Source organism: Sphingomonas arenae (assembly GCF_016924655.1).
In the GTDB taxonomy this organism is placed as follows: Bacteria; Pseudomonadota; Alphaproteobacteria; order Sphingomonadales; family Sphingomonadaceae; genus Sphingomicrobium; species Sphingomicrobium arenae.
On sequence record NZ_JAFFJU010000001.1, the window covers coordinates 635,290 to 658,448 of the forward strand.

23 protein-coding genes, 1 tRNA gene and 1 pseudogene are annotated in these 23,159 nt (G+C 64.5%); 16 read left to right on the forward strand and 9 right to left on the reverse strand.

The genetic code is table 11. The features are described 5' to 3' along the window. Nucleotides 1-74: 74 nt before the first annotated feature. Nucleotides 75-416, forward strand: a complete 342-nt coding sequence (gene clpS, locus JT720_RS03210) for an ATP-dependent Clp protease adapter ClpS (RefSeq protein WP_192586042.1) — start codon at nucleotides 75-77, stop codon at nucleotides 414-416. A gap of 54 nt (nucleotides 417-470) precedes the next feature. Beyond that, complete coding sequence (murA, locus tag JT720_RS03215; protein WP_205479313.1) at nucleotides 471-1,757, forward strand: UDP-N-acetylglucosamine 1-carboxyvinyltransferase; 1,287 nt, start codon at nucleotides 471-473, stop codon at nucleotides 1,755-1,757. Here the strand turns inward: murA and JT720_RS03220 are convergent. From JT720_RS03220 to JT720_RS03230, 3 genes are read right to left on the reverse strand one after another with little or no spacing between them, the layout of a single operon-like run. Continuing rightward, the gene (locus tag JT720_RS03220) at nucleotides 1,754-3,103 is read right to left on the reverse strand and encodes a metal-dependent hydrolase family protein (RefSeq protein ID WP_205479315.1); all 1,350 of its coding nucleotides are present in this window, start codon (nucleotides 3,101-3,103) and stop codon (nucleotides 1,754-1,756) included. The two genes, murA and JT720_RS03220, sit on opposite strands and share 4 nt — an antisense overlap. 25 nt (nucleotides 3,104-3,128) lie before the next feature. Beyond that, entirely contained in the window at nucleotides 3,129-3,488 is a 360-nt protein-coding gene (locus JT720_RS03225; RefSeq protein WP_237219626.1) for a ribose-phosphate pyrophosphokinase, read from the reverse strand. Further along, nucleotides 3,485-4,153, reverse strand: a complete 669-nt coding sequence (locus JT720_RS03230) for a DUF4893 domain-containing protein (protein WP_205479317.1) — start codon at nucleotides 4,151-4,153, stop codon at nucleotides 3,485-3,487. Before JT720_RS03230 ends, JT720_RS03225 begins: the two co-directional genes overlap by 4 nt. Before the next feature lie 120 nt (nucleotides 4,154-4,273). On the opposite strand from JT720_RS03230, the gene rarD reads away from it, so the two are divergent. After that, a complete protein-coding gene (rarD, locus tag JT720_RS03235; protein WP_205479318.1) occupies nucleotides 4,274-5,194 on the forward strand; it encodes an EamA family transporter RarD in 921 nt (306 codons plus the stop codon). Between the two features lie 13 nt (nucleotides 5,195-5,207). Then, entirely contained in the window at nucleotides 5,208-5,432 is a 225-nt protein-coding gene (locus JT720_RS03240) for a hypothetical protein (protein ID WP_205479319.1), read from the forward strand. Between the two features lie 90 nt (nucleotides 5,433-5,522). Here the strand turns inward: JT720_RS03240 and JT720_RS03245 are convergent, their stop codons facing one another. Continuing rightward, a complete protein-coding gene (locus JT720_RS03245) occupies nucleotides 5,523-7,256 on the reverse strand; it encodes a PHA/PHB synthase family protein (RefSeq protein ID WP_205479320.1) in 1,734 nt (577 codons plus the stop codon). Between the two features lie 134 nt (nucleotides 7,257-7,390). Here JT720_RS03245 and JT720_RS03250 point away from each other — a divergent pair, with 134 nt between their 5' ends. Next, nucleotides 7,391-8,020 (forward strand): trimeric intracellular cation channel family protein, encoded by a 630-nt coding sequence (locus tag JT720_RS03250; protein WP_419555382.1) that lies wholly within the window; start codon nucleotides 7,391-7,393, stop codon nucleotides 8,018-8,020. Here JT720_RS03250 and JT720_RS03255 read toward each other — a convergent pair. Together JT720_RS03255 and JT720_RS14285 are read right to left on the reverse strand one after the other, a co-directional pair. Further along, nucleotides 8,008-10,044, reverse strand: coding sequence for a tetratricopeptide repeat protein (locus JT720_RS03255; protein WP_205479322.1), 2,037 nt, complete (start codon nucleotides 10,042-10,044; stop codon nucleotides 8,008-8,010). The two genes, JT720_RS03250 and JT720_RS03255, sit on opposite strands and share 13 nt — an antisense overlap. After that, nucleotides 10,032-10,130, reverse strand: a pseudogene (locus JT720_RS14285) (PEPxxWA-CTERM sorting domain-containing protein); the annotation flags it as partial. The gene JT720_RS03255 and the pseudogene JT720_RS14285, both read right to left, overlap by 13 nt. A 994-nt stretch (nucleotides 10,131-11,124) precedes the next feature. Here JT720_RS14285 and JT720_RS03265 point away from each other — a divergent pair. After that, nucleotides 11,125-11,604 (forward strand): DUF2721 domain-containing protein, encoded by a 480-nt coding sequence (locus JT720_RS03265; protein ID WP_205479323.1) that lies wholly within the window; start codon nucleotides 11,125-11,127, stop codon nucleotides 11,602-11,604. On the opposite strand, the gene JT720_RS03270 is transcribed toward JT720_RS03265, so the two are convergent. Beyond that, complete coding sequence (locus JT720_RS03270) at nucleotides 11,601-12,080, reverse strand: hypothetical protein (protein ID WP_205479324.1); 480 nt, start codon at nucleotides 12,078-12,080, stop codon at nucleotides 11,601-11,603. The two genes, JT720_RS03265 and JT720_RS03270, sit on opposite strands and share 4 nt — an antisense overlap. 42 nt (nucleotides 12,081-12,122) lie before the next feature. On the opposite strand from JT720_RS03270, the gene glpX reads away from it, so the two are divergent. The 6 genes from glpX (at nucleotide 12,123) to JT720_RS03300 (ending at nucleotide 17,423) form a co-directional block, all read left to right on the forward strand. Then, on the forward strand, nucleotides 12,123-13,097 hold the full coding sequence (gene glpX, locus JT720_RS03275) for a class II fructose-bisphosphatase (RefSeq protein WP_205479325.1): 975 nt from the start codon (nucleotides 12,123-12,125) through the stop codon (nucleotides 13,095-13,097). Nucleotides 13,098-13,127: 30 nt separating this feature from the next. Then, nucleotides 13,128-13,625, forward strand: a complete 498-nt coding sequence (locus tag JT720_RS03280) for a PH domain-containing protein (RefSeq protein ID WP_205479327.1) — start codon at nucleotides 13,128-13,130, stop codon at nucleotides 13,623-13,625. Then, the gene (locus JT720_RS03285; RefSeq protein WP_205479329.1) at nucleotides 13,622-15,091 is read left to right on the forward strand and encodes a PH domain-containing protein; all 1,470 of its coding nucleotides are present in this window, start codon (nucleotides 13,622-13,624) and stop codon (nucleotides 15,089-15,091) included. The genes JT720_RS03280 and JT720_RS03285 overlap by 4 nt, the downstream gene beginning before the upstream one ends. Then, nucleotides 15,088-16,845 (forward strand): single-stranded-DNA-specific exonuclease RecJ, encoded by a 1,758-nt coding sequence (gene recJ, locus JT720_RS03290; protein WP_205479331.1) that lies wholly within the window; start codon nucleotides 15,088-15,090, stop codon nucleotides 16,843-16,845. Before JT720_RS03285 ends, recJ begins: the two co-directional genes overlap by 4 nt. Before the next feature lie 80 nt (nucleotides 16,846-16,925). Continuing rightward, entirely contained in the window at nucleotides 16,926-17,306 is a 381-nt protein-coding gene (locus tag JT720_RS14105; RefSeq protein ID WP_336511930.1) for a potassium channel family protein, read from the forward strand. A 42-nt stretch (nucleotides 17,307-17,348) separates the two neighbouring features. Then, nucleotides 17,349-17,423 (forward strand) — tRNA-Glu (locus JT720_RS03300). Between the two features lie 451 nt (nucleotides 17,424-17,874). On the opposite strand, the gene JT720_RS03305 is transcribed toward JT720_RS03300, so the two are convergent. Then, nucleotides 17,875-18,471: a response regulator transcription factor gene (locus JT720_RS03305; RefSeq protein WP_419555389.1), complete on the reverse strand. Its 597-nt coding sequence runs from the start codon at nucleotides 18,469-18,471 to the stop codon at nucleotides 17,875-17,877. Between the two features lie 11 nt (nucleotides 18,472-18,482). Then, complete coding sequence (locus JT720_RS03310; RefSeq protein WP_205479335.1) at nucleotides 18,483-20,168, reverse strand: ATP-binding protein; 1,686 nt, start codon at nucleotides 20,166-20,168, stop codon at nucleotides 18,483-18,485. Nucleotides 20,169-20,376: 208 nt separating this feature from the next. Between JT720_RS03310 and JT720_RS03315 the strand changes: the two genes are divergently transcribed. From JT720_RS03315 to JT720_RS03330, 4 genes are all read left to right on the forward strand, one after another. Further along, entirely contained in the window at nucleotides 20,377-20,964 is a 588-nt protein-coding gene (locus JT720_RS03315; protein ID WP_205479337.1) for a LuxR C-terminal-related transcriptional regulator, read from the forward strand. A 209-nt stretch (nucleotides 20,965-21,173) separates the two neighbouring features. Further along, the gene (locus JT720_RS03320; protein ID WP_205479339.1) at nucleotides 21,174-21,674 is read left to right on the forward strand and encodes a hypothetical protein; all 501 of its coding nucleotides are present in this window, start codon (nucleotides 21,174-21,176) and stop codon (nucleotides 21,672-21,674) included. Between the two features lie 136 nt (nucleotides 21,675-21,810). After that, complete coding sequence (locus JT720_RS03325; RefSeq protein WP_205479341.1) at nucleotides 21,811-22,428, forward strand: fimbrial biogenesis chaperone; 618 nt, start codon at nucleotides 21,811-21,813, stop codon at nucleotides 22,426-22,428. 12 nt (nucleotides 22,429-22,440) lie between these two features. Then, complete coding sequence (locus tag JT720_RS03330; RefSeq protein WP_205479342.1) at nucleotides 22,441-23,157, forward strand: fimbrial biogenesis chaperone; 717 nt, start codon at nucleotides 22,441-22,443, stop codon at nucleotides 23,155-23,157. Nucleotides 23,158-23,159: the final 2 nt, after the last annotated feature.

The following is a 23,159-nucleotide window of genomic DNA, read 5'->3' on the forward strand; positions in this document are numbered from 1 at the left end:
GTGGGCGCTTGGCTCCTTGCCCGGCGTTTGCGGCGTGCCATATCTATCAGCGAATCATGATTGATCCGTACCGCATGGGTCCCGACGAAGACCGCCCAGGGCAGGGCGATGGCGTCGAGGAAATCGAAAAGGGTGTCGTTACCCGCACCCGTCCGCGCACGCGCAAGCCGAGCAACTACAAGGTCTTGATGCTCAACGACGACTACACTCCGATGGAGTTCGTCGTGTTGTGCCTGCAGCGCTTCTTCAACATGGGCATCGAGGATGCCACGCGGGTGATGCTGCAGGTTCACCAGCAAGGGGTCGCGGTCTGCGGCGTCTTCACCTACGAAGTTGCCGAGACGAAGGTGTCCCAGGTGATCGACTTCGCCAGGGAGAACCAGCATCCGCTGCAGTGCACGCTGGAGAAGGCGTAACAGTATCGATTCAGAAGGGATTGCACCTCCGGAACGAGGCCTTAAAGCGCCGAGATGGACTCCATTCACATCGTCGGTGGCAAGCGCCTGGAGGGCGCCATTCCAATCTCGGGCGCCAAGAACGCCGCGCTGACCCTGCTGCCATGCGCCCTGCTGACTGACGAGAAGCTGACGCTCACCAATCTGCCGCGCCTGGCGGACGTGGACAGTTTCGGTCACCTGCTCAATATGCTCGGCGTTTCCACCAAGGTGGAAGGTGTCAAAAAAGGCGAGTTCGGCCGCCGCATGACGCTGCAGGCGGATGACCTGCACTCCACCGTTGCGCCCTACGACATGGTCCGCCGGATGCGCGCGTCGATCCTGGTACTCGGCCCGATGCTTGCGCGAGCCGGCGAGTCCACGGTCTCCTTGCCCGGTGGGTGCGCCATTGGCGACCGCCCAATCGACCTGCACCTCCGGGCACTCGAAGCCATGGGTGCCGAGATCGAGTTGGCCGCTGGCTATGTGAAGGCCAGCGCTCCGAACGGAGGCCGCATCTCAGGAGGCGACTTCAGTTTTCCCGTCGTATCCGTGGGCGCCACGGAGAACGCGCTGATGGCCGCTGTGCTTGCGACCGGCCGTACCCAGCTGTTCAACGCCGCCCGCGAGCCGGAGATCGTCGACCTGTGCAATCTGCTGGTTGCGATGGGAGCGCAGATCCAAGGCATCGGCTCCTCCCACCTGATCATCGATGGTGTCGAGAAATTGCACGGCTGCACCTACGCCGTGATGCCGGACCGGATCGAAGCGGGCAGTTATGCCTGCGCGGCGGGCATCACCGGAGGTTCGATCGACCTGGTTGGTGCGCGGCCGGAAGACATGCTGGCGACGACCAACGCGCTCGCCCAATGCGGCCTGATCGTGGAGTTCCACGACAACGGCATCAAGGTCAGCGCTGACGGGAAGCTCCGCCCTCTCGCTCTTTCCACCGCACCGTTCCCCGGCTTCGCGACAGATATGCAGGCGCAGTTCATGGCGATGCTGTGCATGGCCGACGGCGAGAGCTTTCTTGAGGAGACCATCTTCGAGAACCGTTACATGCATGTTCCCGAGCTTCGCCGGATGGGCGCGAACATCGACGTCCGCGGCCGCTCGGCGATCGTCCACGGGGTGAACGGGCTCACCGGCGCCTCGGTGATGGCCACCGATCTGCGCGCGTCCATGAGCCTCATCCTCGCCGGCCTTGCGGCCGAGGGCGAGACCGAGGTGCTTAGGGTCTACCACCTCGACCGTGGCTACGAGCGGCTGGAGGAGAAGCTTTCCGCCGTCGGCGCCACGATCGAGCGGCGGTCGGCCGGTTAATCGATCTCGGTCAGCTGCCGCTGGCCTGCCAGCTTCGCCACGCGTCCCGACTTCATGACGAATCCGACGCTCTCCAGGAGCTGGATGTTGGCGAGCGGATCGCCGTCCACCGCGACGATGTCGGCATCCTTGCCCGCTTCGATCGTGCCGATCTGGTCGGAGCGTCCAAGCAAATCGGCAGCGTTGACGGTTGCGGTCTTGATCGCTGCCATCGGCTGCATTCCATTCTTCACCATCAGCGCGAACTCCTGGGCATTCTGCCCGTGCGGACTGACTGCCGAGTCGGTGCCGAACGCGATCTTGACGCCTTCGCGGACCGCCCTGGCGAAGCTCTTCTCCGCATTCCCGGCAGCCTGCCGCGCTTTTTCATATTGAGCGGGCGTCAGCGCACCCCGTTGCCCGTCCTTCAGCGCCGCGGCGGGGGCGAGCAGCGTCGGCACATAGTAAGCGCCCGACTGCTTGTAGAGCCGGAAGGTCTCGTCGTTGGTGAACGTGCCATGCTCAATGGAGTCCACCCCGGCACGCAGCGCACCGTTGATACCGTCCACCCCGTGAGCGTGCGAGGCCACCTTCCGGCCGAAGCTGTGCGCGGTCTGCACAATCGCCCGCATCTCGTCTTCCATCATCTGCTGGTTGAGCCCACCCGCCACGTTGCTCAGCACGCCCCCTGTGGCCGCGAACTTGATCACGTCCGCACCCGCCCCGATCTGCTCCCGCGTGGCGCGCCGACAATCGTCCGGCCCGTTGCACACGTTGCCCATCGACTTGTGAGCGACATCCACCAGGTCGCGGTTGAGGCCGTTGCGCGGGTCGCCATGACCGCCGCTCACGGAGATCATCTCTGCGGCCATCACGACGGTTGGCCCGACAAACTGACCCGCCGCAATCGCATTGCGCAGGGCACGGATTCCCGGCGGATCGCCGCCCAAGTCCCGAACCGTGGTGAAGCCCGCCATCAACGTCTTCTTGGCATTCGCCATCGCCGTATAGGCCTCGTCCTCGGCGTTCCGCTGGCTCTGCGTCAGGCGGGCCTGGAGCCGGTCGTCCAGACCGCCGAGATGAACGTGCATGTCAATGAAGCCCGGCATGACGGTCGCGTTCCGCAGATCCACCACGCGCGCTCCAGGCACCTCAGCGAACCCGTCGCGCACCTCAACGATCTTGCGTCCCTGCACGATCACTGTGGCGTTCCGCTTCGGGGCGCGACCCGGCACGTCGATCAATGTTCCGGCATGAATAACCGTGGTCGGCTGAGCGGCCGCCGCGGTGGCAGCAGGCGTCTGGGCGAGCGCAGGCGTGGTGAGAGCGACGGCGGCCACCGCCACGAGAAGGCGAGCAGGTGTCATGGATCCTCCCTTGTTGAGGGGGAGCTTAGCGCTCGCCGCGCGCCTGCCAATAGGTGAACGCCTGTTCCTGCAGGCGCTGCACCAGCCGCTGCGCGTCAGGACCGACCCAGTCGCCTTTATGGCGATGCTTCTCCCAGCTGCCGACCCACCAACCCTGACCAGGCAGTCCATCGGACTGCCGAACGACCAGAACGGCCAATTCCGGTTCCCCGGCAGCTTCTGCCTGCTCGTCGACAGAGGCGAGAACTTTGCACAAGGCGCGCATCTTCGGACGGGAGAAAACATAGCCGAGCCGCTCCAGCAGCTCCGCATAGGTGAGTGCATGTCCTGCCGCCGCCGCGGCAATGAGATAAGCACGGACCTCCTGGGGGTCCGCCAGGCTCATTCTGCAGCTGGCTGCGCGGCGACGGGGGTCAGCTCGAAGACGTCCAGTTTCGACTGGGCACGCGGCCAAGGAACGACCAGCCGCCAACGAAATGGAGCAATCCGTTCCAACACGCCGGCCATGTCCCGGGCCTTGTTGTCGCCGTACGCAAGGGGCTGCTCTTCATTCCCCAGTGCAACGCTGCCCAGGAAAATCATCCGCGTTTGAACGTCATCTTCCCACAACCGCCCCGCCGGGCGCTCACTTCCGGTCTGCTTGACGATCGTCAGGAGCTCGCCCTCGACTTCGACATAGCAGAAGAAGGGCTTGAAGCTTTCAAAGGCCTTGGTCTTCGGCGTGTATCGCCCCAGGCGGACGAGCCGGCAATTGTAGCTGCCCGGAGTGGGGGCCGGTCGCGCGAGGGCCGCGTCGGCCTTCAAGAGGTTACCTTCCTTTGCGATCGCATCCGCAAAGCCAGCGCGTCTCGCCTCGGAGAGGGCCGCCGCCCATGCGCTGCTCAGTCGGCTGATGCGGTCCGCATCATCGGCGCTGGCCACCCGCAGCCAGGCATCAGCCTTGCGCGGCGGCTCCACGACGACAACGGGGCGCCGCTCTGGCTCCTTGTTGGTCGTGGTGCAGCCCGACAGGGCAAGAGCCACCAGGATCAGGAGGGGCGTGAGGCGCAAGGGGGCGGATCCTTTCATTGGCGTGCAGCGTAACAGCACGCTTGGCTCATTCCATGGTGAAGAGCCGTAAGGGTTAACAAATCCTTTCACTTGCGGCGCCTCGGCTCTAGGCGGCGGCGAATGGATGCACGCCCCTCCACAACGGCCAAGCAGGCTGATGCTCACGCCCGAACGGGCCTCATGCTGGGCATTGGCGCCTATGGCCTGTGGGGCCTGTTGCCGATCTACTTCAAGCTGATCGCCGCAGTCCCAGCGGTGGCCATCGTGGCCCACCGGATCGTCTGGTCCATGGTGGCGCTAGGCTTGCTGGTGGCAGTCACTCGCGGGTGGCGGCAAGTGCGCCAGGCGGTGAGCCATGGTGCGACCGCGAGGCTCCTGCTCCTCACTTCGATGCTGATCGCCACCAACTGGCTGATCTACGTCTACGCCGTGAACAGCGGGCACATCCTAGCCGGTAGCCTCGGTTACTACTTGAACCCGCTGGCCAATATCCTGCTTGGCCGCTTCGTCTTGAAAGAGCCGCTCAGCAGGCTTCAGTGGCTGGCTGTTGCGATTGCCGCGATCGGAGTCTCGGTCCTTGCTGCCGGGGCGCTCAGCCATCTGTGGATCAGCCTGACCCTGTGCATCAGCTTCGCGCTGTACGGACTGCTTCGGAAGATCGCGAAGGTGGAGGCGACGGCGGGTCTCACCATCGAGACCGGCTTTCTCCTTTTGCCTGCCGCTGGATGGCTGCTTTGGACCAGCGGCGGCTCTGAGCCAATCTGGGGTCGCAACACACTGGAGCTAGGCCTGCTGTTACTTGCCGGCGTAGCCTCGACGGTGCCACTGTTGCTTTTCACGGCCGCGGCTCGGCGACTTCGCTACTCGACACTCGGCATCCTGCAGTTTCTGGCGCCGACACTCCAGTTCCTGGTCGCGGTCTTCCTTTACGGCGAAGAATTCAGCGGCGCCCATGCGATTGCGTTCGGGGCCATCTGGACGGCGGCGACGCTATACCTCATTTCTTCCCTGAAGCAGGCTCGGCCGCCGCTTCCTGAATAGGAGAAGCCCGTCGATGTTGAACGTCGCGTCCCTGATCATCGGAGTGGTGGCGCTCGTCTGCGCAGCCATCGCCTTTCTCCCATTCCTCGGTTGGGCAAATTGGCTGATTCTTCCCCTCGCGGTCGTTGGCGCCGGAATAGGTCAGCTCAGCAGCAGCGGCCGGGCAGGTCGCAACCTCAACCTGTTCGTAATCCTGGTGGGGATCGTCCGGCTGAGCCTGGGCGGCGGAATCCTGTAAGTTCCAGAGCCCCACCCCTCGACGAGCCCAAGGTGAGCGCATCCGGCTAAGCGCTCTTGTCGCTCGCGCTGAGCTTGTCGAAGCGCAGCTTCAGCGCGACTTCACATAGCTTCCCGGCGCATCCTCGATCGCCTTGAGCTTGCCCTCGCCGGGTTGCCTCGCTCCTTTTGCCGGCACCTCAGCCGGATCTTGGTCCTTCAGCCAGCCAAGCCAATCTGGCCACCAGCTGCCCTTGTGCTCGGTCGCCCCTTCGATGAACTCGTGGAGGTCCGCCGGGTCCGCCTCGTTGACCCAATACTGGTACTTGCCGGAGCTCGGCGGGTTGACGACACCCGCGATGTGGCCGGACCCCGCGAGCACGAAGCGCTTCGGTCCCTGGAAATGGTGCATGATCTTCCACACGCTCTGGGGCGGCGCGATATGGTCCTCGCGCCCCGCCTGGATGTAGACGGGTGTCTGCACCTGCGTGAGGTCGATCGGCGTGTCGTCCACGTGGATACCGCCGCACTCCACCAGCTTGTTCCCCTTGTAGAGGGTCTCCAGGTAGTTGCGATGCCATCCGGCTGGCAGGTTCGTGACATCGCTGTTCCAGTGGAGCAGGTCGAAGGGCGCGGGCTCGTTGCCGAGCAGGTAATTATTCACGACGTAGTTCCACACTAGGTCGCGCCCGCGCAGCAGATTGAACGTCGCCGCCATGTAGCGGCCGTCCAAGGTTCCGCTTTCTGCGGTCAGCTTCTCCAGGAGGGCCATGGTCTCGTCGCCGAGAAAAAGCTTGAGGTCGCCGGCCTCGCTGAAGTCGACTTGCGCGGTGAAGAAGGTCGCGCTCTTCACCTTGCTGGCCTCCCCCTTGGCTTGAAGGTAGGCGAGTGTCGCGGCGAGAGTGGTGCCCGCCACGCAATAGCCGACGACATGCGCTGCCTCGACGCCGAGCAGGTCCCGGACCGTATCGATGGCATCGACTTGGCCGCCCAGGACATAGTCGTCGAGGGTCACGTCCTTCAGGCTCTCATCCGCCGACTTCCAGCTGACCATGAACAGGCTGATGCCCTGCTCGACACACCAGCGGACAAAGCTCTTCTCCGGCGTCAGGTCGAGGATGTAGAAGCGATTGATCCACGGCGGGAAGATGATCAGGGGCGTCTTCAGCACCGTATCGGTCACGGGCGTGTACTGAATCAGCTGGTAAAGGGGTGTCTCCTTGATCACCTTACCCGGCGTCGTCGCCAGGTTCCGGCCCACCTCGAACGCGCCCTTGGCGGTCTGGGTCAGCTGTCCCGCTCGAATATCGTCCAGCATGTGCCGCAGGCCATTGAGCAGGTTCTCGCCGCGGGTCTCCAGGGTCTTCTTCAGAACTTCCGGGTTGGTAAGCGCGAAGTTGGACGGGCTCATTGCGTCGACGAAGGCCTTGGTCGCGAACCGCAGCCGCTGGCGCGCTTCCTCATCGAGCCCTTCAATGGTGTCGACACCCTTCAATAGCTGATCCGAAATGGCCAGGTAACTCTGGCGAATGGTGTCAAAGACCGGATTGTCCCGCCATTCCGCCGCCGCGAACCGGCGATCCTTCGTTTCGGCAGCCTGCTGCGTCTGGGCAAGCAGGTTGCCCCAGGCCTGAAGCCCCTTGCTCCACGCCTCCGCACCCGCCGTGAGAAAAGCCATCGGGTCCGGAGCGGCCGCGCCAGGCTTGAATCCCGGCACCGGCTCGCCAGCTTTCAGGCTGTCGGCCCAGGCCTCCATCAGCATCTGCTGCGCCCGTCCCATGACAAGGGTCCAGTGCTGCCAGTCCTCAAGCGTGGGGAACTGCGGAGTTGTAGTGTCGGTACTCATGGCTGGAAGCTTACTCCGTCCGAGGCGCCAACCCAATCCCGCTCACCCGCGACATGTCGGAAGGTGCTCGAGAAGCTGCGGCTGCCGAGCAAGAGCCTTCGACAGGCCCAGGGTGAGCGCAGTATGGGATGCGCGTGACCCCGGAATTGCCCACCCCTTCCCTGCCCCAGGCACTGGTCCTGCTCGACTACTTCGGCATCGCCGTCTTCGCTGTCTCGGGGGCGCTGCTCGCGGCGGAGAAAAAACAGACGCTCGTCACGTTCATCTTCTTCGCGGTCGTGACGGGTGTGGGTGGGGGGACACTGCGCGACCTGCTGATCGGAGCACCGGTTTTCTGGGTCCACAGCAATATGGTGCTGCTGATCTGCATCGGAGCGGCCCTGGCGGTCTGGGCGGGCAGCAGCCGCACCTTCTCGGGCCAGGCGCTGCTGTGGTTCGATGCGTTGGGGCTCGCTGCTTACGCGACCTACGGCTCGGCCAAAGCCCTCGCCTATGGCGTAGCACCCGTCCCCGCCTTCGCCATGGGCGTGCTCACGGCTTGTGCCGGCGGGATCATCCGCGACGTTTTGGCGGGCGATCCTTCGATCGTCATGAGGCCGGAACTTTATGTCACTCCCGCGGCGCTAAGCGCTGGGCTCTTCGTGGGGTTCACGGTGTTAGGGTTCGGCGGCCCGGCGGGAGCGTTCGCAGCGGCATCAGCCGGCTTTGCCCTTCGCGGCTTCGCCATTGCCCGTGGCTGGTCGCTTCCACCCTATCGCCGTTGAGCCCGCCTGCTCGCTGCAAGGCGTTGCTTGACCTCAGAGCCATAGAGCGTCGCATCCGGCCAGCGCTTCAGCACTGCAGGCGCGCTCGCCTGCAACAATCGCGAGCCCGCTGACACGTCGCCACGCGCCACAAGGCAAGCTCCGCGCGTATTGACCACCCATGCAGAGCGCCATGGATCGTGGGGGTACGTCTCTGCCATGATCGGTGCTGCTCGTTCCAGCAGCGCCAGCCCTTCGGCATACCCTCCCGCCTTGCACCGCAGATCGGCAAGGTCAGTCATGATCGGCGCAAGAGCCGGGTGCTCGTGCAGCTCGGCGATATCCAACGCGCGGCGAAGGTAGCGCTCGCCGCTGCTCCGGTCCCCGAGTGCTGCCCTGGCCAAGCCGACATTAGCAAAAATGAAGGCCAGATCGTCGTGCTCCTCGTTGCGTTGGGCCAGGTAGATGTTCGCACTTCGGTTCAAAAGCTGCAGCGCGCCGGGCAACTTCCTCTGCTCCAGCAGAACCCGACCCAGGTTGTTGAGAGTGGCAGCGGAGTCCGGGTGATCGGGGCCGAGAACCTGTTGATCGCGGGCGAGCGCCTGTCTCCAATATTGTTCGGCACTGGCGGCATCGCCGGCTAGGTAAGCAATGGTGCCGAGTTCGCCGAGGTTCTCGGACACCTTGGGGTGAAGGTTTCCTTGCTGCCTGCGTATTGCAAGCGCGCGGGTGTAAAGCGCTCGCGATCTTGAAAAATCCCCTTCCATTTGGGCGGTGAAGCCACCGGCCTCCAGCGCGCGAGCCACCGACTGCCCCGTTGGACCCTCCCTTGCCAGGTCTCGTCCGAATGCCTGCCGAATGAGCGGCCACGCTTGCCCATATTGTTCCAGAGCGGCGAGAGACTCTGCCTGCCCGATCTGGATCTGAGACAGCAGCACCGGATCGCGGACCTTCTCGCCATCCGGCATGTAAACTGCCGCCCTGCGATATGTAGCAATAGCCTCCTGGTAATTGCCCTGAAGCGCGAGGGAAGCGCCTAGAGCCGCCAGCTGCCGAGCACGAGTCTCGCCGCTGCGAACCGGCAGGGATAGCGAACGGCGGATGAGCCCGTCGGCCTGCCGGTAAGCTCCCAGGCCCATGTAGACCTCGCTTAAGGTGCTAACCAGTTCCGCCTTTGTGTCGGGCTCTCCCGACAGCTCCCCCTCGATCTGACGGGCGCCCCGATCGAGCACCTCTCGAACCGTGATGCTGTTGCCCTTCGCCTCGGACGGGTCGGCCAACCGAAAGAGGTTCTTGACGAAGTCCGTCGTGCGCTGAGCGGTGATCGTCTTCTGCCGGGCAAGATCGCGCTCTCTGACCGCCTCCGCCCGCGAGATGAAGGCGAATGCCGCAAGTGCACTCATGAGGAGGAAGCCGGCAAGCGCTGCGCTCGCGAGCAGGACCAACCGTTTTTGCCGACGTGCCTGCTCCCGCTGGCGCAGTTCGTCGTAGCGGACTCCGATCAGCCCTGCGACGAGCTTCAGGAAGGCCGCCTGGCGACCGTCGCCCGACGGACGTGCATCTGCCGCCAGGGGCTCTATCCCAAGCTCCAGCAAGGCCGGCGGGAATAGCTGCGCCTCCGGGAGGAGCGGGGCTGCGGGATGCTCCGCCTCGGGAACAATCAAGCATTGGATCTGGCTGCGCCGACCCAGGGCAACGAACTCGCGCACCTCCTCGTTCACCCAGCGCGACTGGGCGCCGTTGGTCGAGCAGATGACGATCAGGTTGGCGGCTTCTTTGAGCGCCTGTCGAACGGAAGATGCCAGGTCCGTCGAGGCGGCAAGCTCCTCGCGGTCCTGGAAGACAGGCGCCAGGCGCGTTTCGAGAACGCCCCAAGCCACGGCACGGCCGACAACCGTATCCGGCAAACGGTATCGCTCAAGCTTGCCATGTAGCCAGGCGGCCCAAGCGCGATCTTTGTGATTGTAGCTGATGAACGCAGAGTAGCGGAGCGTGTCGCGCTCTCGGGCAACCTCGTCAGCGACTTCGCTGATCAGCCCGCCCATGCCACACGGCGACGGCGTCTCAAGGTCAAGCCGACCATGGCGAAGCCCAGCAGCATGGTCGCCCAGGTGCCAGGTTCAGGCACTGGCGCTCCGACCAGCTGACCGAGACCATCGAACACATAGCGCCGCGGCGCGAGCGGGCCGGTGGTTTCGACGAGGCCGCCTGGCAGGTTGAATCCGTATGTGCCCGTGTCGCCCAGCGCACCGGGACTATAGTTGTACTCCACGATGAAGCCGTCGAGCAGGTCCGTCAGCGTCATGGAGTAAACATCACTCGTGGCGGCGAGATTGGCGAGGAAGTTCAGCCGGCCTTCTTCGAACTGCTCTTCCAGCGATCCGGTGCCGGAGGAGAAATCGATCAGGATCTGCGTCAGTCCGTTGTCGTCCAGGTTGAACGCGTAATCGGAAACCAGTGCTTCGGTGAACGACCCGCACTCAAGGGTGTTGGCGCACGAGAACCAATTCACGGTGATGCTGTTTCCGCCGATCGACGAGGTTGCAACAAACGCTCCGTCAAAGCCGCGCGGGTCGCTGAAACTGTTGAAAAAGCCAGGTCCGTCCGCGAAGAAGGGACTGAACACCGGAACATCGAATGCAGCCAGACTCGTTGCTGGCGGAGGTCCTGAGTAGATGGGATTGTCAGGATCACCAAAGCTGTTCTGCGCAGCCAGATAGGTTTCGATCGATCCAAACGAGAGGACCCCGTTCGAATTCACATAAAAGTCGTTGTAGGTCTGGCTGCCGATCTGAACAGAGAACGGAAGGGCTGACGCGGCGCACGTTCCTGCGGTGGCCTCCAGTGGGCTACAAGCCCCGCCAGCAGAAATATTGAGGCCTGCGTCTATAACTCGTCGCCGAGCGTCAACAGGAGCCGGAAGTGCAAGGGACGCCGCGATTAAGGCACCCGCCGACGCGAACATAAACCGACGCAAACGCATGATCAGCCCCCATGCACGAGTCGAATACCCACATTCTAAACCATAGTCGTGTCCTTAACTAAGTTTTTCTCTGACGCTTTGGGGCTACTTTTCGCGCGGGACAGGCTCGCGTTACGTTCTTCCCTCGGGCATAGCCCTGCACATGCTTCCTGCTGAAGGTTCTCCGTTCCAGGTCGCGCAGGTCATCCAGTCGGCGGTGGCGCCCGTCTTTCTGCTTGCAGGGGTTGGCGCGTTCCTGAACGTGTGCGCGCTACGGCTGGCGCGCATTGTTGATCGGGCTCGCACCGTAGAGCGGCTGGTGCTGGAAAGCCGCGGCAGGGACCACGACCGATCCGTGCGGGAGATTCGTGTCCTCGATCGGCGCATGGCGCTGGTCAGCTGGGCGATCTTTCTGACCGTGCTGTCAGCGGTGCTGGTCTGCACAGTGGTTGTGTTGCTGTTCGCAAGCGGGCTGACAGGCGCGCATGTCGGCACCGCCATCGGCTTGTTGTTCATCGGATCGATGGTGAGCCTCGCGGTCGGCTTCGCACTCTTCCTGGTCGAGACCCGCTTCGCCCTGCGCAACGTCCGTATCGATCGCCACATCCTCGAGCATGAGGCGGACGAGGCCGCCGGCGACTAGTCACCAACCATGGCGACGACGGTCGGCGGGCGGGCAAGGTCCGATCCAGAAGTCCGATACGACCGCCACTTGCCCGCGGACTGCAGCCCCGCCTCCATGGCGTGATCGCGTGGGTCGATAACCAGATATCCTCGCCCCGCATGACTGCGAGACACCAGCAGGCCACTTTCCCAGTGCAGGGGGCCGCTGTCCGCCATCGCGCCGCGATACGCGTCAACGTCTGGCCCCAGCATGGCATTCAGGTCGACCGTGATCGGACTGTTCGTCAGCAGCCCGCTGTCGCCCGGCGTCCTGTTGATCGAACCCGCAAGCCGTGACCAATCGCCCGGTGTCTCCGCCATCTCGTTGACGGACGGCGGCACCGCGCCTTCGGCCCATTTCTCATCGTTCCCGCAGCCGCTCAGAACAACAGCCGCGGCAAGCATGACCCATCTCGACATGACCGACTGAACGCACGCCGCCTCGACAGGAGCCATTGGCTTTCCTAGTGCGAAGGCCAAAGCAGACAGGGAGCAATCATGATCCACGCCAGCAGCGTCCTCGACCGTGTCCTCGTATTGGAAATGGTGCGCGTCACCGAAGCCGCCGCCATCGCCGCCTCCAAGCTCATCGGGCGAGGGGACGAGAAGGCGGCCGATGCTGCTGCTGTGGAGGCGATGCGTGCCGCTCTGAACGAGTTGCCGATGGACGGAACGGTGGTCATCGGCGAAGGCGAGCGGGACGAGGCGCCGATGCTCTTCATCGGTGAAAAGGTCGGAAGCGCACAGGGCAGCGGCCCTGGGATCGACATCGCGCTGGACCCGCTTGAAGGCACCACCATTACGGCGAAAGCCGGTCCGAATGCACTCGCGGTCCTAGCGATTGCGGAGAAGGGCGGTCTGCTCAATGCGCCTGACGTCTACATGGACAAGCTGGCGATCGGGCCGGGCTACCCCGAAGGCACGATTGATCTCGCCCGCAGCGCATCGGAGAACGTCCGCTCCCTCGCGGCGGCCAAGGGGGTCCAACCGGACGAGATCATCGCCTGCGTACTCGATCGTCCCCGTCACGCCGAACTAATCGCTGAATTGCGCTCGCTCGGCTGCGGTGTGAAGCTGATCCCGGATGGAGATGTGGCGGGCGTGATTGCAACGACGGACCCGGACACCGGAGTCGACGTCTACATGGGCTCGGGCGGCGCTCCCGAGGGGGTACTCGCGGCAGCCGCCCTGCGCTGCGTCGGTGGCCAGATCCAGGGTCGGCTTCTCTTCCGCAACGACGATGAGCGTGGGCGGGCCCGGCGGTGGGGCATCGAGGACCTCGATCGCATCTACAGCCTCGAAGACATGGCGGCTGGAGACTGCATCTTCGCCGCGACGGGGGTGACAGACGGATCGCTCCTTCGCGGCGTTCACCGCGGCAAGAGCTGCATCACGACGGAGAGCATCGTCATGCGAGCGAGCTCTGGCACTGTGCGCCGCGTCATTGGCGAGCACCGCAAGGCTCTGACTTGAACCTGACCGTTGTAGCTGTATTGTACAGCTATGACAGTTGAGGTCGCGGAACAGGACTCGGCGGCCGCGCTCCTTCCGGTGGAGCGCGGCTACATCAACGTCGTGAGGATCCGCACCCTTCTCAGCTGGGTGCCGGTGCTGATCGGCGGTGTGGTGCTGGATCAAACCGTCATCGAGAGCAGTGCGTTTCAGGGGGCGCTCAGTATAGGCTTGCCGATCCTGGCGCTGATCACGGCGGTCACGGCCCCGCCTCGCATCTGGAAGCGCCTCGGATATCAGCTCACGCCAAGCCTCCTCCAGGTGGTCCGCGGATGGTTGTTCCATACCGATACGATCGTGCCGTTCATCCGAGTGCAGCACATCGATGTTACGCGCGGTCCGCTCGACAAGATGTTCGGAACGGCCACCTTGGTGGTGCACACAGCCGGAACCCACAACAGCATCGTCACGCTGCCTGGTCTTGCCCCGGAACGCGCATCCGAGATCCGCGACCTGATCCGGGGGCAGATCCGCTCGGACCTCGAATGAGCCCTCTTGCGGAGAGCGCCGACCTTGCGCGTCCCGAGCGGCTGCATCCGCTCATTCTCATCACGGGGCTCGGCGGCAGTCTGCGCGGTGTGGCCGGCGGCTATGCCGGTATCGGCTATCTTGCGGCGACGGGCCGACTGGAGACGGCACTGATCGCGGGCGGAGCGCTGCTGCTATTCCTCGCCCTCAGCCTGTTTCTGTACTGGCGCCGCTTCGAGTATCGCGTCGGCGCTCATGAGATCCGGATCGACAGCGGCATCATCAGCCGCACCCATCGTTCCATCCCGTTCGACCGCGTTCAAGACGTCGATATCAGCCAAGGCCCGATTGCCCGGCTGCTCGGGTTAGCCAAGGTGAAATTCGAAACTGGCGGATCGGCAGGGAGCGACGAAGCCGTTCTTCCCGCGATTGCCCTCGCGCGGGCGCAGTCACTGCGCGAGCACATTCGTGCGCGGCGCGGTGGGCCGACCCCTTCGGTTGTCTCAGACGACGAACCCCGACCGCTCTTCGCGATGTCCCTCAAGCGCGTCCTCACCGCAGGGATGTTCAACTTCAGCCTGGCGATCTTCGCGGGCCTGTTCGGCGCAACCCAGACCTTCGGAGACCTTCTCGGTTTCGATCCCTTCGAGCGGGAGTTCTGGGAGGTGACTCTCAGCGACAATGCCTTCGCCAGCTATGCTGCGAACCATAAGAATGCAGCCTTTGTGGCGGGTCTGTTCTTGCTGATCGCAGCTGGGCTCCTGACTGGGATCATCCGGACTCTCCTGCGGGATTTCCGCTTCCGCCTCGACCGGACGGGGACCGGACTTCGGCGTCGCAGGGGTTTGTTCACGCTGACGGACGTCACTCTACCGCTGCGCCGGGTACAGGCCGCGCTCATCCTTACCGGACCGGTTCGGGAGCGGTTCGGCTGGCGCGAGCTGAAGTTTCAGAGCCTCGCTAGGGACGAAGAAGCCAAGAGCGGCGATCACGTCATCGCACCCCTGGCGCAAACCGATGAGCTGAGGCCGATACTCGCGGAGCTCGGCTGGGAGGATGCGCTTGCCGCACAGCCGTGGGAGCACATCTCGCTCGCCTACGTCAGCAGCCTCGCGGTCTGGCTCCTAGGACCTCTGGTCCTGGCGCTGATCGGCCTCGCCTTCTCGCCCATGGCGCTCATCGGCATCGGTGCGCTGGCACTTGTGCTGGGCACGCGCTGGCTCGCCTGGCGACGGACCCGGTTTGCTCTTGCCGGCGAACGCCTGCTGATCCGCACAGGCTGGTGGAAGCGCAGCACCCTGATCCTGCCGCTTCGCTCCATCCAGAGCATCGACCTGACCCAGAACGCGGTCGCCCGCCGGTTCGGCATTGCCGCATTGACGTTTGGGGTCGCAGGCGGAAGCGGCTTTACCGGTCACTCCATCCCCGGCTTGCCGCGCAAAAGAGCGAGTCAAATCCGCGAAGCTTTGCTATCCCGCTTCGCATGAATTTCGCTCTGGGGGTGGAAAGGTCGCTCGGTGGTCAGCCGTGGCGTTGGCGGCGGCAGTGCGAGGGGGAACCGACCCCTGACGCGCTGGTGGACGAGCTTCTGCTTGCCCGCGGGATCGGTCGCGAGGATCTGGCGCGCCACCGCTCCCCGACCATCCGCGACTTCCTGCCCGATCCTTCGGCATTCCGGGACATGGACAAGGCGGCCCTTCGCCTTGCCGACGCTGTCGAGGCAGGGGAGCAGATTGCGATCTTCGGTGACTATGACGTCGACGGCGCAACGAGCTCGGCCGTGCTTGTACTCCTGCTTCGCCGGCTGGGGCTCGATCCGATAACCTACATTCCCGACCGGCTAATGGAAGGCTACGGTCCCTCCGGTCCGGCCCTCGTCTCGCTGAAGGAACGCGGCGCGACCCTGGTCGTGACGGTGGATTGCGGTGCTCAGGCGTTCGAGGCGCTTGAAGCTGCGCACACGGCCGGGCTGGACGTGGTGGTGATCGACCATCACCAATGCGCCGCCGCGTTGCCGCTGTGCCACGCGCTCGTGAATCCGAACCGGCTCGACGAAGCGGAAATTGGCGCTGCCCACGGCCATGTCGCCGCGGTCGGCATGGCCTTCCTGCTCGGGGTCGCCTTGCTCCGGGAGCTGCGGCGGCGCGGTCGCTTCAGCGATGGCACGGCCGAGCCCAAAATCCTGGACCTGCTCGACCTCGTTGCGCTCGGAACAGTAGCAGACGTGGCTAAGCTCCAGTCGCTCAACCGCGCCTTCGTCACGCAGGGCCTGAAAGTCATGGCGCAAGGCAACAACATCGGGCTTGCCGCGCTCGCCCAAGCCGCGCGTCTGGTGAAGGCGCCGTCCTGTCGGGACCTGGGATTCGCACTGGGGCCACGGATCAATGCCGGTGGACGCGTCGGCAAGTCGGACCTTGGTGTCCGCCTTCTCACGACAAGCTGCCCGGAAGAAGCGCGAACACTCGCAGCGGAACTGGACCGCCTCAATGAAGAGCGTCGAGCGATCGAGCAGATGGTCCTCGAGGCCGCCGAGCGGCAAGGCGAACAGCAAGCGGACGCCCCCGTGATCCTGGTGGCCGCTTCGGGCTGGCACCCCGGCGTGATCGGCATCGTGGCGGGCCGTTTGAAGGAGCGGTTTGGTCGTCCGGCGATCGTCATCGCGATTGAAGAAGACGGAAGGGGCAAGGGCTCCGGCCGTTCGATCAATGGGGTGGACCTTGGCGCGGCCGTGCTCGCGGCGAAAGACAGCGGCCTGCTTCTCGCCGGGGGCGGCCATGCCATGGCCGCCGGGCTGACCGTGCGACCCGGCGGCATCGACGCGCTACGCGCTTTTCTGGATCAGCGCCTCGCAGCAGATGTCGAGCGCTCCCGGGAGAACCGCTCCTTGCTGCTGGACACGCTGTGCGCACCGCGCGGGGTCGCGGCCAACCTCTGCGATGCGTTGGACGCGGGGGGGCCGTATGGAGCCGGCTGGCCGAGTCCGCGCGTCGCCTCCGGGCCGGCGCGGCTGCTGAAGACCGGCATCGTCGGCAACGGTCACGTGCGCGGGCTCGCCTGCGGGGACGATGGCTCGACGTTCAAGTGGATTGCATTCCGATCGGGCGAAACCGCGTTCGGTCAGGCACTTCTCTCGGCTTCCGCCGACCAGCGTTTCTGGCTCGCAGGATCGATCAAGCGGGACGAATGGAACGGCGGCAACAAGGCGGAGATGCACGTCGACGACGCAGCCTTCGCAACTTGAGTGATGAGCCCCGTGGTCACTCAATTGCTGATCGCCAGTGGGATGGTGACGCTCACGATCGTCATGCCCCTGGTGGGTCTGTGGTCCCTGCTCTAGGCGATGGGAGCGCACCGGCAAGCCGCCCGCCTGCACGGCGCTTCGTCCGAGCAGCGGGCGCTATCCTGATCGCTGCCCTCGGATTATTCGCCGTCCATTCGGCAGGAATCTGGGCTTATGCAGGCGCCTTCGATCTTGTGCGCGCGGTTCCCGACATCGAATCGGCCCTGTATCTCTCGACCGCGACCTACACGACGATCGGCTATGGAGACCTGACCCTGCCGAAGAACTGGCGCATCCTCGGCGCGACCGAAGGCGCGAACGGGATCATTCTGCTCGGCTGGTCGACCGCCTTCTTCGTGTCCGTCGTGAGCCGCTTTCGCTTGTTGGAGCGGCGCTTCGAAGAGTGGGCCTGTTCGCCTTGACCCCCGACGCCGCCTCGCCTAATCGCCCCTCGGCGCAAGCATGGCCCCTTCGTCTAGCGGTTAGGACGCGGCCCTTTCACGGCTGAAACACGGGTTCGATTCCCGTAGGGGTCACCACTTCCCGAAGTTCTTCAAGTAGAACAGGGAAATGCGGGCAAATCAATGCTTCCTTCACCGCCCGTACGAAAGGGTGGTACGAAGTGAGGCGCACCAAGGCAGCCCTGATCTACAAGCAGACAGGCGATCTGTGCGCAGTGCGGATCCCCCTCGGGCACAGTAAGATCGAGACCACCGTCCCGATACCTCGACGTCGAAGTGGAAGATCTCTGGCGCTGGCCGAAGCGACCGAGATCTGAACAGGAAGGTGGGCTAATTTTGCCAGCCCATCATCACCTCCCTCCAGATGCCCGCATTTGGCCGGAAGTCGAATGGCGGCTGTCGGGCTGGTAGCCGTCAGAAGCAGTCAGAAAGCTAGAACTGACGTCTACCCACCAGGCACCACGCCGCTGCCTCGAATTATTCAGCAAATCGACCGGGGAGCTTAAGAAGGAGCCCTCGGTCCGTATTCCTAGCTCTCGAACGACATGAGCGAGGATCTGAGATCGATCAGCTCCGGCAGGCTGCGGGCTCCTGTCTTCGAGATGATCTGCGAACGGTGGTCCTCGACCGTGCGCGGGCTTATGTTCAATTCCCGGGCGACTGCCTTGGTGGAGTATCCTCGCACCAGCAAATGGAAGACGTCGAGTTCCCGGGGGGTCAGAGCGGCGGTCAGTTCCTGGACGCGGCGCCGCTTCGAGCTCCACTCCAGCCCCTCCGCGACGGCCGCCAGAAGGCGCGGCTCGTCCACGGGTTTTTCTAGGTAATCGAGCCCGCCGAACCGGCGAACCGCATCCACGGCGCTCGACGTGGACGGCCATGCCGTCATGAAGACGATTGCCGTTGCGGTGTCGATTGTCCTCAGTCGCTCAGCAAACTGGAAACCATCCGTTGCGCCCATCATGACGTCGGTGATGACGCAGGCGGCGGGTGCGTGCTCGTAGGCGTCGAGCAGCGCATCGGGATCGTTGAAGGGTTCGGCTTGATAGCCGGACCGGCGCAAGAGCCGTGTCACAGAGGCGGCCAGGTCCTGGTCGTCGTCGACCACATAGACCAAGGAGTCCTGGATACTGTTCACCGTCATTCTCCAGCAAGTGGCAGTTGAAGGATGCACCGGACCCTGCCGGTGCCCGGACGATCGACTCGGAGTTCTCCCCCGTGGCTTTGCGCGACGATCTGGACGATGGAGAGGCCAATCCCCATTCCGCTTCGCCGCCCGGCAGCGGGATCGACCCGGTTCTCCACGGAGAACAGCGCATGTTCTCCGACGTGCGATACGCCCAGCCAGATGGTTCCACCCGGACGCGGTGAGGCGTTGATGGCATTGCGGACGAGGTTGAGCAGGGCTTGCCGGATCTCGACCTCGTTGACGGACAGGATCGCATCACTCCCGCCACGCAGTTCCAGCCGCACGCCCTCATGCTCTGCCTGCGTGGCGGTCATCCGCAACAGCTCGTCGAGCAGGTGGAAGGCGCTCACGGTCGTGCGGCCTTCGCCGGCGCCTTCCCCGAAGCTGCGAAGCCGTCGAATGAGCTCGGAGAGGTCCTGCGCTTTCCGCGCGATCCGCTCAGACATGTCCCGGACTTCCGCAAGATCGGGTTGCCTTGCAGCGGTGGCGCTGAGCAGGCTGTTGGCTTCCAGCGCGATGGTGGACAGCGGTTGGCTGACCTCGTGGATGACACCGAGCGACATCGCTCTTAAGGTCTTAAGTCGCTCCGCGTGAAGCAGCAGCCGGTCACGACGGCGGATCTCCGCGCGGGCAATGGCCTGAGCGTCGGCGTAGCTGCCCGCGATATAACCGCCGGCGGCGATGCAGGCGAGAAGCATGTGAGCATGCAGGCGCTGAACATCTCCCGCCGCGCCCGTGCTGAGCGGGAGAACGATCAGCGCGCTCAGGAGAATGGCGAGCCAGGCGGCCGGTCGCCCGCCGCGAAGTCCGGCCCAGCATGTGCCCAGGAGCACCGGCGCGAGGACAACTCCCAGGTCGACTTCCTGGATGAAGAAGACCAGCAGCCAGGCCAGCGCCAACACCAGGGCGACTTCGGGCCAGCGGGAGACTAGCACTTTCGGAGATGGCCGCGAGGCGTACGGGTTCAGCCTCTGGACCAGCCACAAGATTGGCGGCGCGAGCAGAAGCACCCCCAGCATATCGCCGAGCGCGAAGACCAGCATGGCGGAAAACAGCTCCGGTCCCACGAGCGTGTCGTTCGGACCGAGCTGCGGAACTGCCCAGAGCAGCGCCGCCAGGCTGGCAACGATGGGCGCGAGCGCCGCGGCGAGGGCGAAGGGCAGAGGATCGGAGGCCTCCGCACGGGCGAACAAGCGGTCGCGGACCAAGTGGATGACGCCGCCATACACCAGGCACGGACCAAGTACTCCGATCAGCGCGAGGAGGGAGCCCGGGGCAATCGCCACCGTCCCGCTGGCCGCACTCACCATCAGCTCGGCGAGGGCCGCGGCGGGGGTGATCCGCGCGCCGGCCGTCCAGATGAACGCGAAGCGCAGCCCCGCGGCCGGAAACCAGAGGCTGAACAGCCCCTGCGTTTGCCAGTGAGACGCCAGCACGCGCAGGAGCGTGAAGGTCACGCCGTAAGCAATCAGGACGGGGATCCAGAACAACGCGCGCGTGGGCAGGCGCTCGCTTCGGGCGAGACCCATGAAGCGATGCACTGCACGCGACTGACTGGACGCGGGCAGCAACCCCGCTGCCCGTTCGAAACGGCTAGGCATCGATACGCAGACCCCCGTCGCCCCGATACCGGTCATTGTTCCACTTTGGTATCCCCGTAGTCTTCCCGGATATCGCGGAATGCCCCGGCTGAGGCTTGTTCCGGCCCGGCGGCGCGTCCCGATTCCCTCCAGCCGGAGGTCGGGACGGAGCGGCATGAAGCGGGGCTTTCCTCCCGCGGGGGCACTCTTCGCAGTCCGGCGCGTGATCGGCGGGCGGCAGTTGTAACGGGGGCTGTGTTTGAGCGTGTTGTTCAAGCCGGTTGCGGAGGTCGTCGATCTTCCGCAACTGGCCCTTTCCTGGCTTGCGTCGGACGAGGTCGCGCGATTGCTGGTCGATGATCAGCTGCTGATCCGCTGGACCAACGCCGTCGCTTCATCCTGGCTCGATTCGCGCGCCGTTGTCGCAAGCGTCGAAGGCCGTCTGTGCGTGGGCCGGTCGGATGCCGAATTGGGGGCACTGCTCGCTCGGGCGCGATTCCGGCCCGAAGGCACGTGCATCCCTTTGCAGGACGGCGCGTCCCACCTGATCGTCTGCGCCCGGCGCGTGTCCGACGCGGGACAAGGCTGCGTCTACGGCCTTTCGCTTCGCCGCACCGACGAGCAGTGCAGCGGGCGCGCCGTCGGACTGGGCAAGGCCTATGGCCTGACCGCCTGCGAGGAAGGCATCGCGCAGCTGCTGTTCCACGGAGCAACGGCGCAGGAAGCGGCCGAGCGCCTCAAGATCTCGGTGGAGACGGTGCGCACCCACATCCGCCGGCTTTACCAGAAGCTGGGCGTTAACAGCCGCGAGGCCCTGCTGACCCAGGTGCGCCCGTTCATGATGATGTTCTGACTGTCCGATTTCGGAACATTTCTGCGAGCATCACCAAAGTTGGGGACGAACGAAAAACCAAGCCGATTAACAACCTGTTTACCGAAGTCGAAGCGAGTCGGACGACATGCCGGCCCACTTCTCCAAGCTTCGGTGGGGGGCGCGCTCATCATCCTGGTGGGTGCCGATCTCTCGGTTTCCTACTCCACTTTCCGATGAGGACATTTCCTATGAAGAAGCTTCTTCTCGCCGCGGTTGCCGCTGGCATTTTCGCGACGCCGGCTGCTGCCCAGACCGCTGCCAACCCGATCACCGCCGCTCACTCGCCGGTCATCAGCGTCGGTCTCTCGGGCACCCTCGACAAGCGTTGCACCGTTTCCGCTTTCCTGAATGGTCCGTTCTCGGAACTGAACCTCGAGAACCCCGGTGTGCAGGGTTCGGAAAGCCTCAGCAGCAAGTGCAACTACCCGGGTTACGCCACGCTGACAATCAAGTCGGCCAACGGTGGTAAGCTGAAGAGCGGCAGCAACGAGCTGGGCTATACCTTCAGCCTCTCGGGCGGCTTCGCCACCGACGCCAACCTCTCCAGTGACCTTGTGATCACCAACTTCCACAATCCGGCGAACGTGAACACGGACTTCACCCGGTCCATGTCCGTCAAGCTCGCGAACGTCGCGACCGTTGCTGGTACGTATCAGGACACGCTGACGATTTCGATTCAGCCGAACTAATATTCCTGGCCTCGGTCGCTTCGGCGACCGGGGCCTCCTTTCTTCCGGGGGTCTCCAAATGCGCTTACCGCGTCTTCGTCTCGCTCTTGCCGCCCTGAGCCTTCTTGCGCTCGCCCCGGCAGCCGCAGCCCAGGACGTGCAGCCGATCGTGAATGTGATGCAAATTCCGCGCGACAGCCGGGGCATCACGATCATGGTGCGCAACCCTCGTAACGTCGGCTTCCCGGTCACGTTCGAAGTGGTCGAACGCAAGGTAAAGCCGGACGGAACCGAAGATCAGATTCCCGCAGACGACCTCTTCACGGTCTTCCCGGCCCAAGCGGTGATTCCCGCAGGCAAGAGCCAGGCGGTGCGGGTCCAGTGGGCCGGCGGCAACGTGGACCAGTCCCGTTCCTTTACCCTGTATTCGGCCGAGGTCCCCGTCGACCTGACCAACAGCGGTCAGTCCGGCGTCCAGCGCATCCTGCGCGTGGGCGCGTCCGTCCACATCGTGCCCGCAGGTACTGCTCCGAAGCCGGTGCTCGAAGCCGCTGCACCTGATGGGGACGGCATGAAGGTCGTCATCCGCAACGACGGCAATCGCTTCGTCTACATCGACGCGCTCTCGCTCGCCTTCGGCGACAAGACGGTCGCCGGTACCGAGCTCGGCAACATGGCCGGGCGGACGCTGATTCCGCCGGGAGCCAAACGCGAGTTCACGGTCAAGGGCGTCTCCGGGCAGCCCACCCTCAAGCTTCTATCGTCGGCGCTCTAAGGAGTGATCGCGGTGAGGGGCGTGCTCCTGGGGATTGCGGCGATCGTCATGGCGTCGGGGGTGATTGTCCCTGCTTCCGCGCAGACGATCACCCCGATGGTCTATGACCTTGCGCCCGCAGGCAAGGACAGCAGCCGTGAGCTTGAGTTCTGGAACAGCCAGAACCGCCCCGTCGCCATCGAACTCACCTCCTCGCGCCGGTCCTATGACGAACATGGCGTCGCCTTGGATGTACCGGCGCCCGCCGACTTCACCATCGTCCCGCAACAGTTCATCGCCGCCGCCGGCGAGCGCAAGAAGGTCCGCCTGGTCTATAACGGACCCGCCGCCCTGGACCGCTCGGCGACCTACGCCCTGACCTTCCGGCAGGTGCCGATCTCCGCCGGTCAGGCGGACCCGAAGGTCCGTGTCCTGTTCGAGTTCACCACGCTCGCTCACGTCGTTCCCGCCGGCGCGAAGGAGAATGTCGAGCTCGCCGCGCAGGTGGCCGGCAGCACCGCCACGCTGACCTTCACCAACCGCGGGAGCCGTTACGCCCGGCTGGACGCCGCACCCCTGCGCATCCGCCAGGGCGGTGTGGACCTCAGTCTCGACCCCGCCCAGCTGCGCGACGCTTACGACCTGCGCTGGATCCTTCCGGGCGAGACGCGGGTCGCCGTGGTCCCGATCGGCAGCAGCCGGATCTCGCTCGCGGCGGCCGTGGAGAGCGTCACGGCGCTGGATCGGTAGCG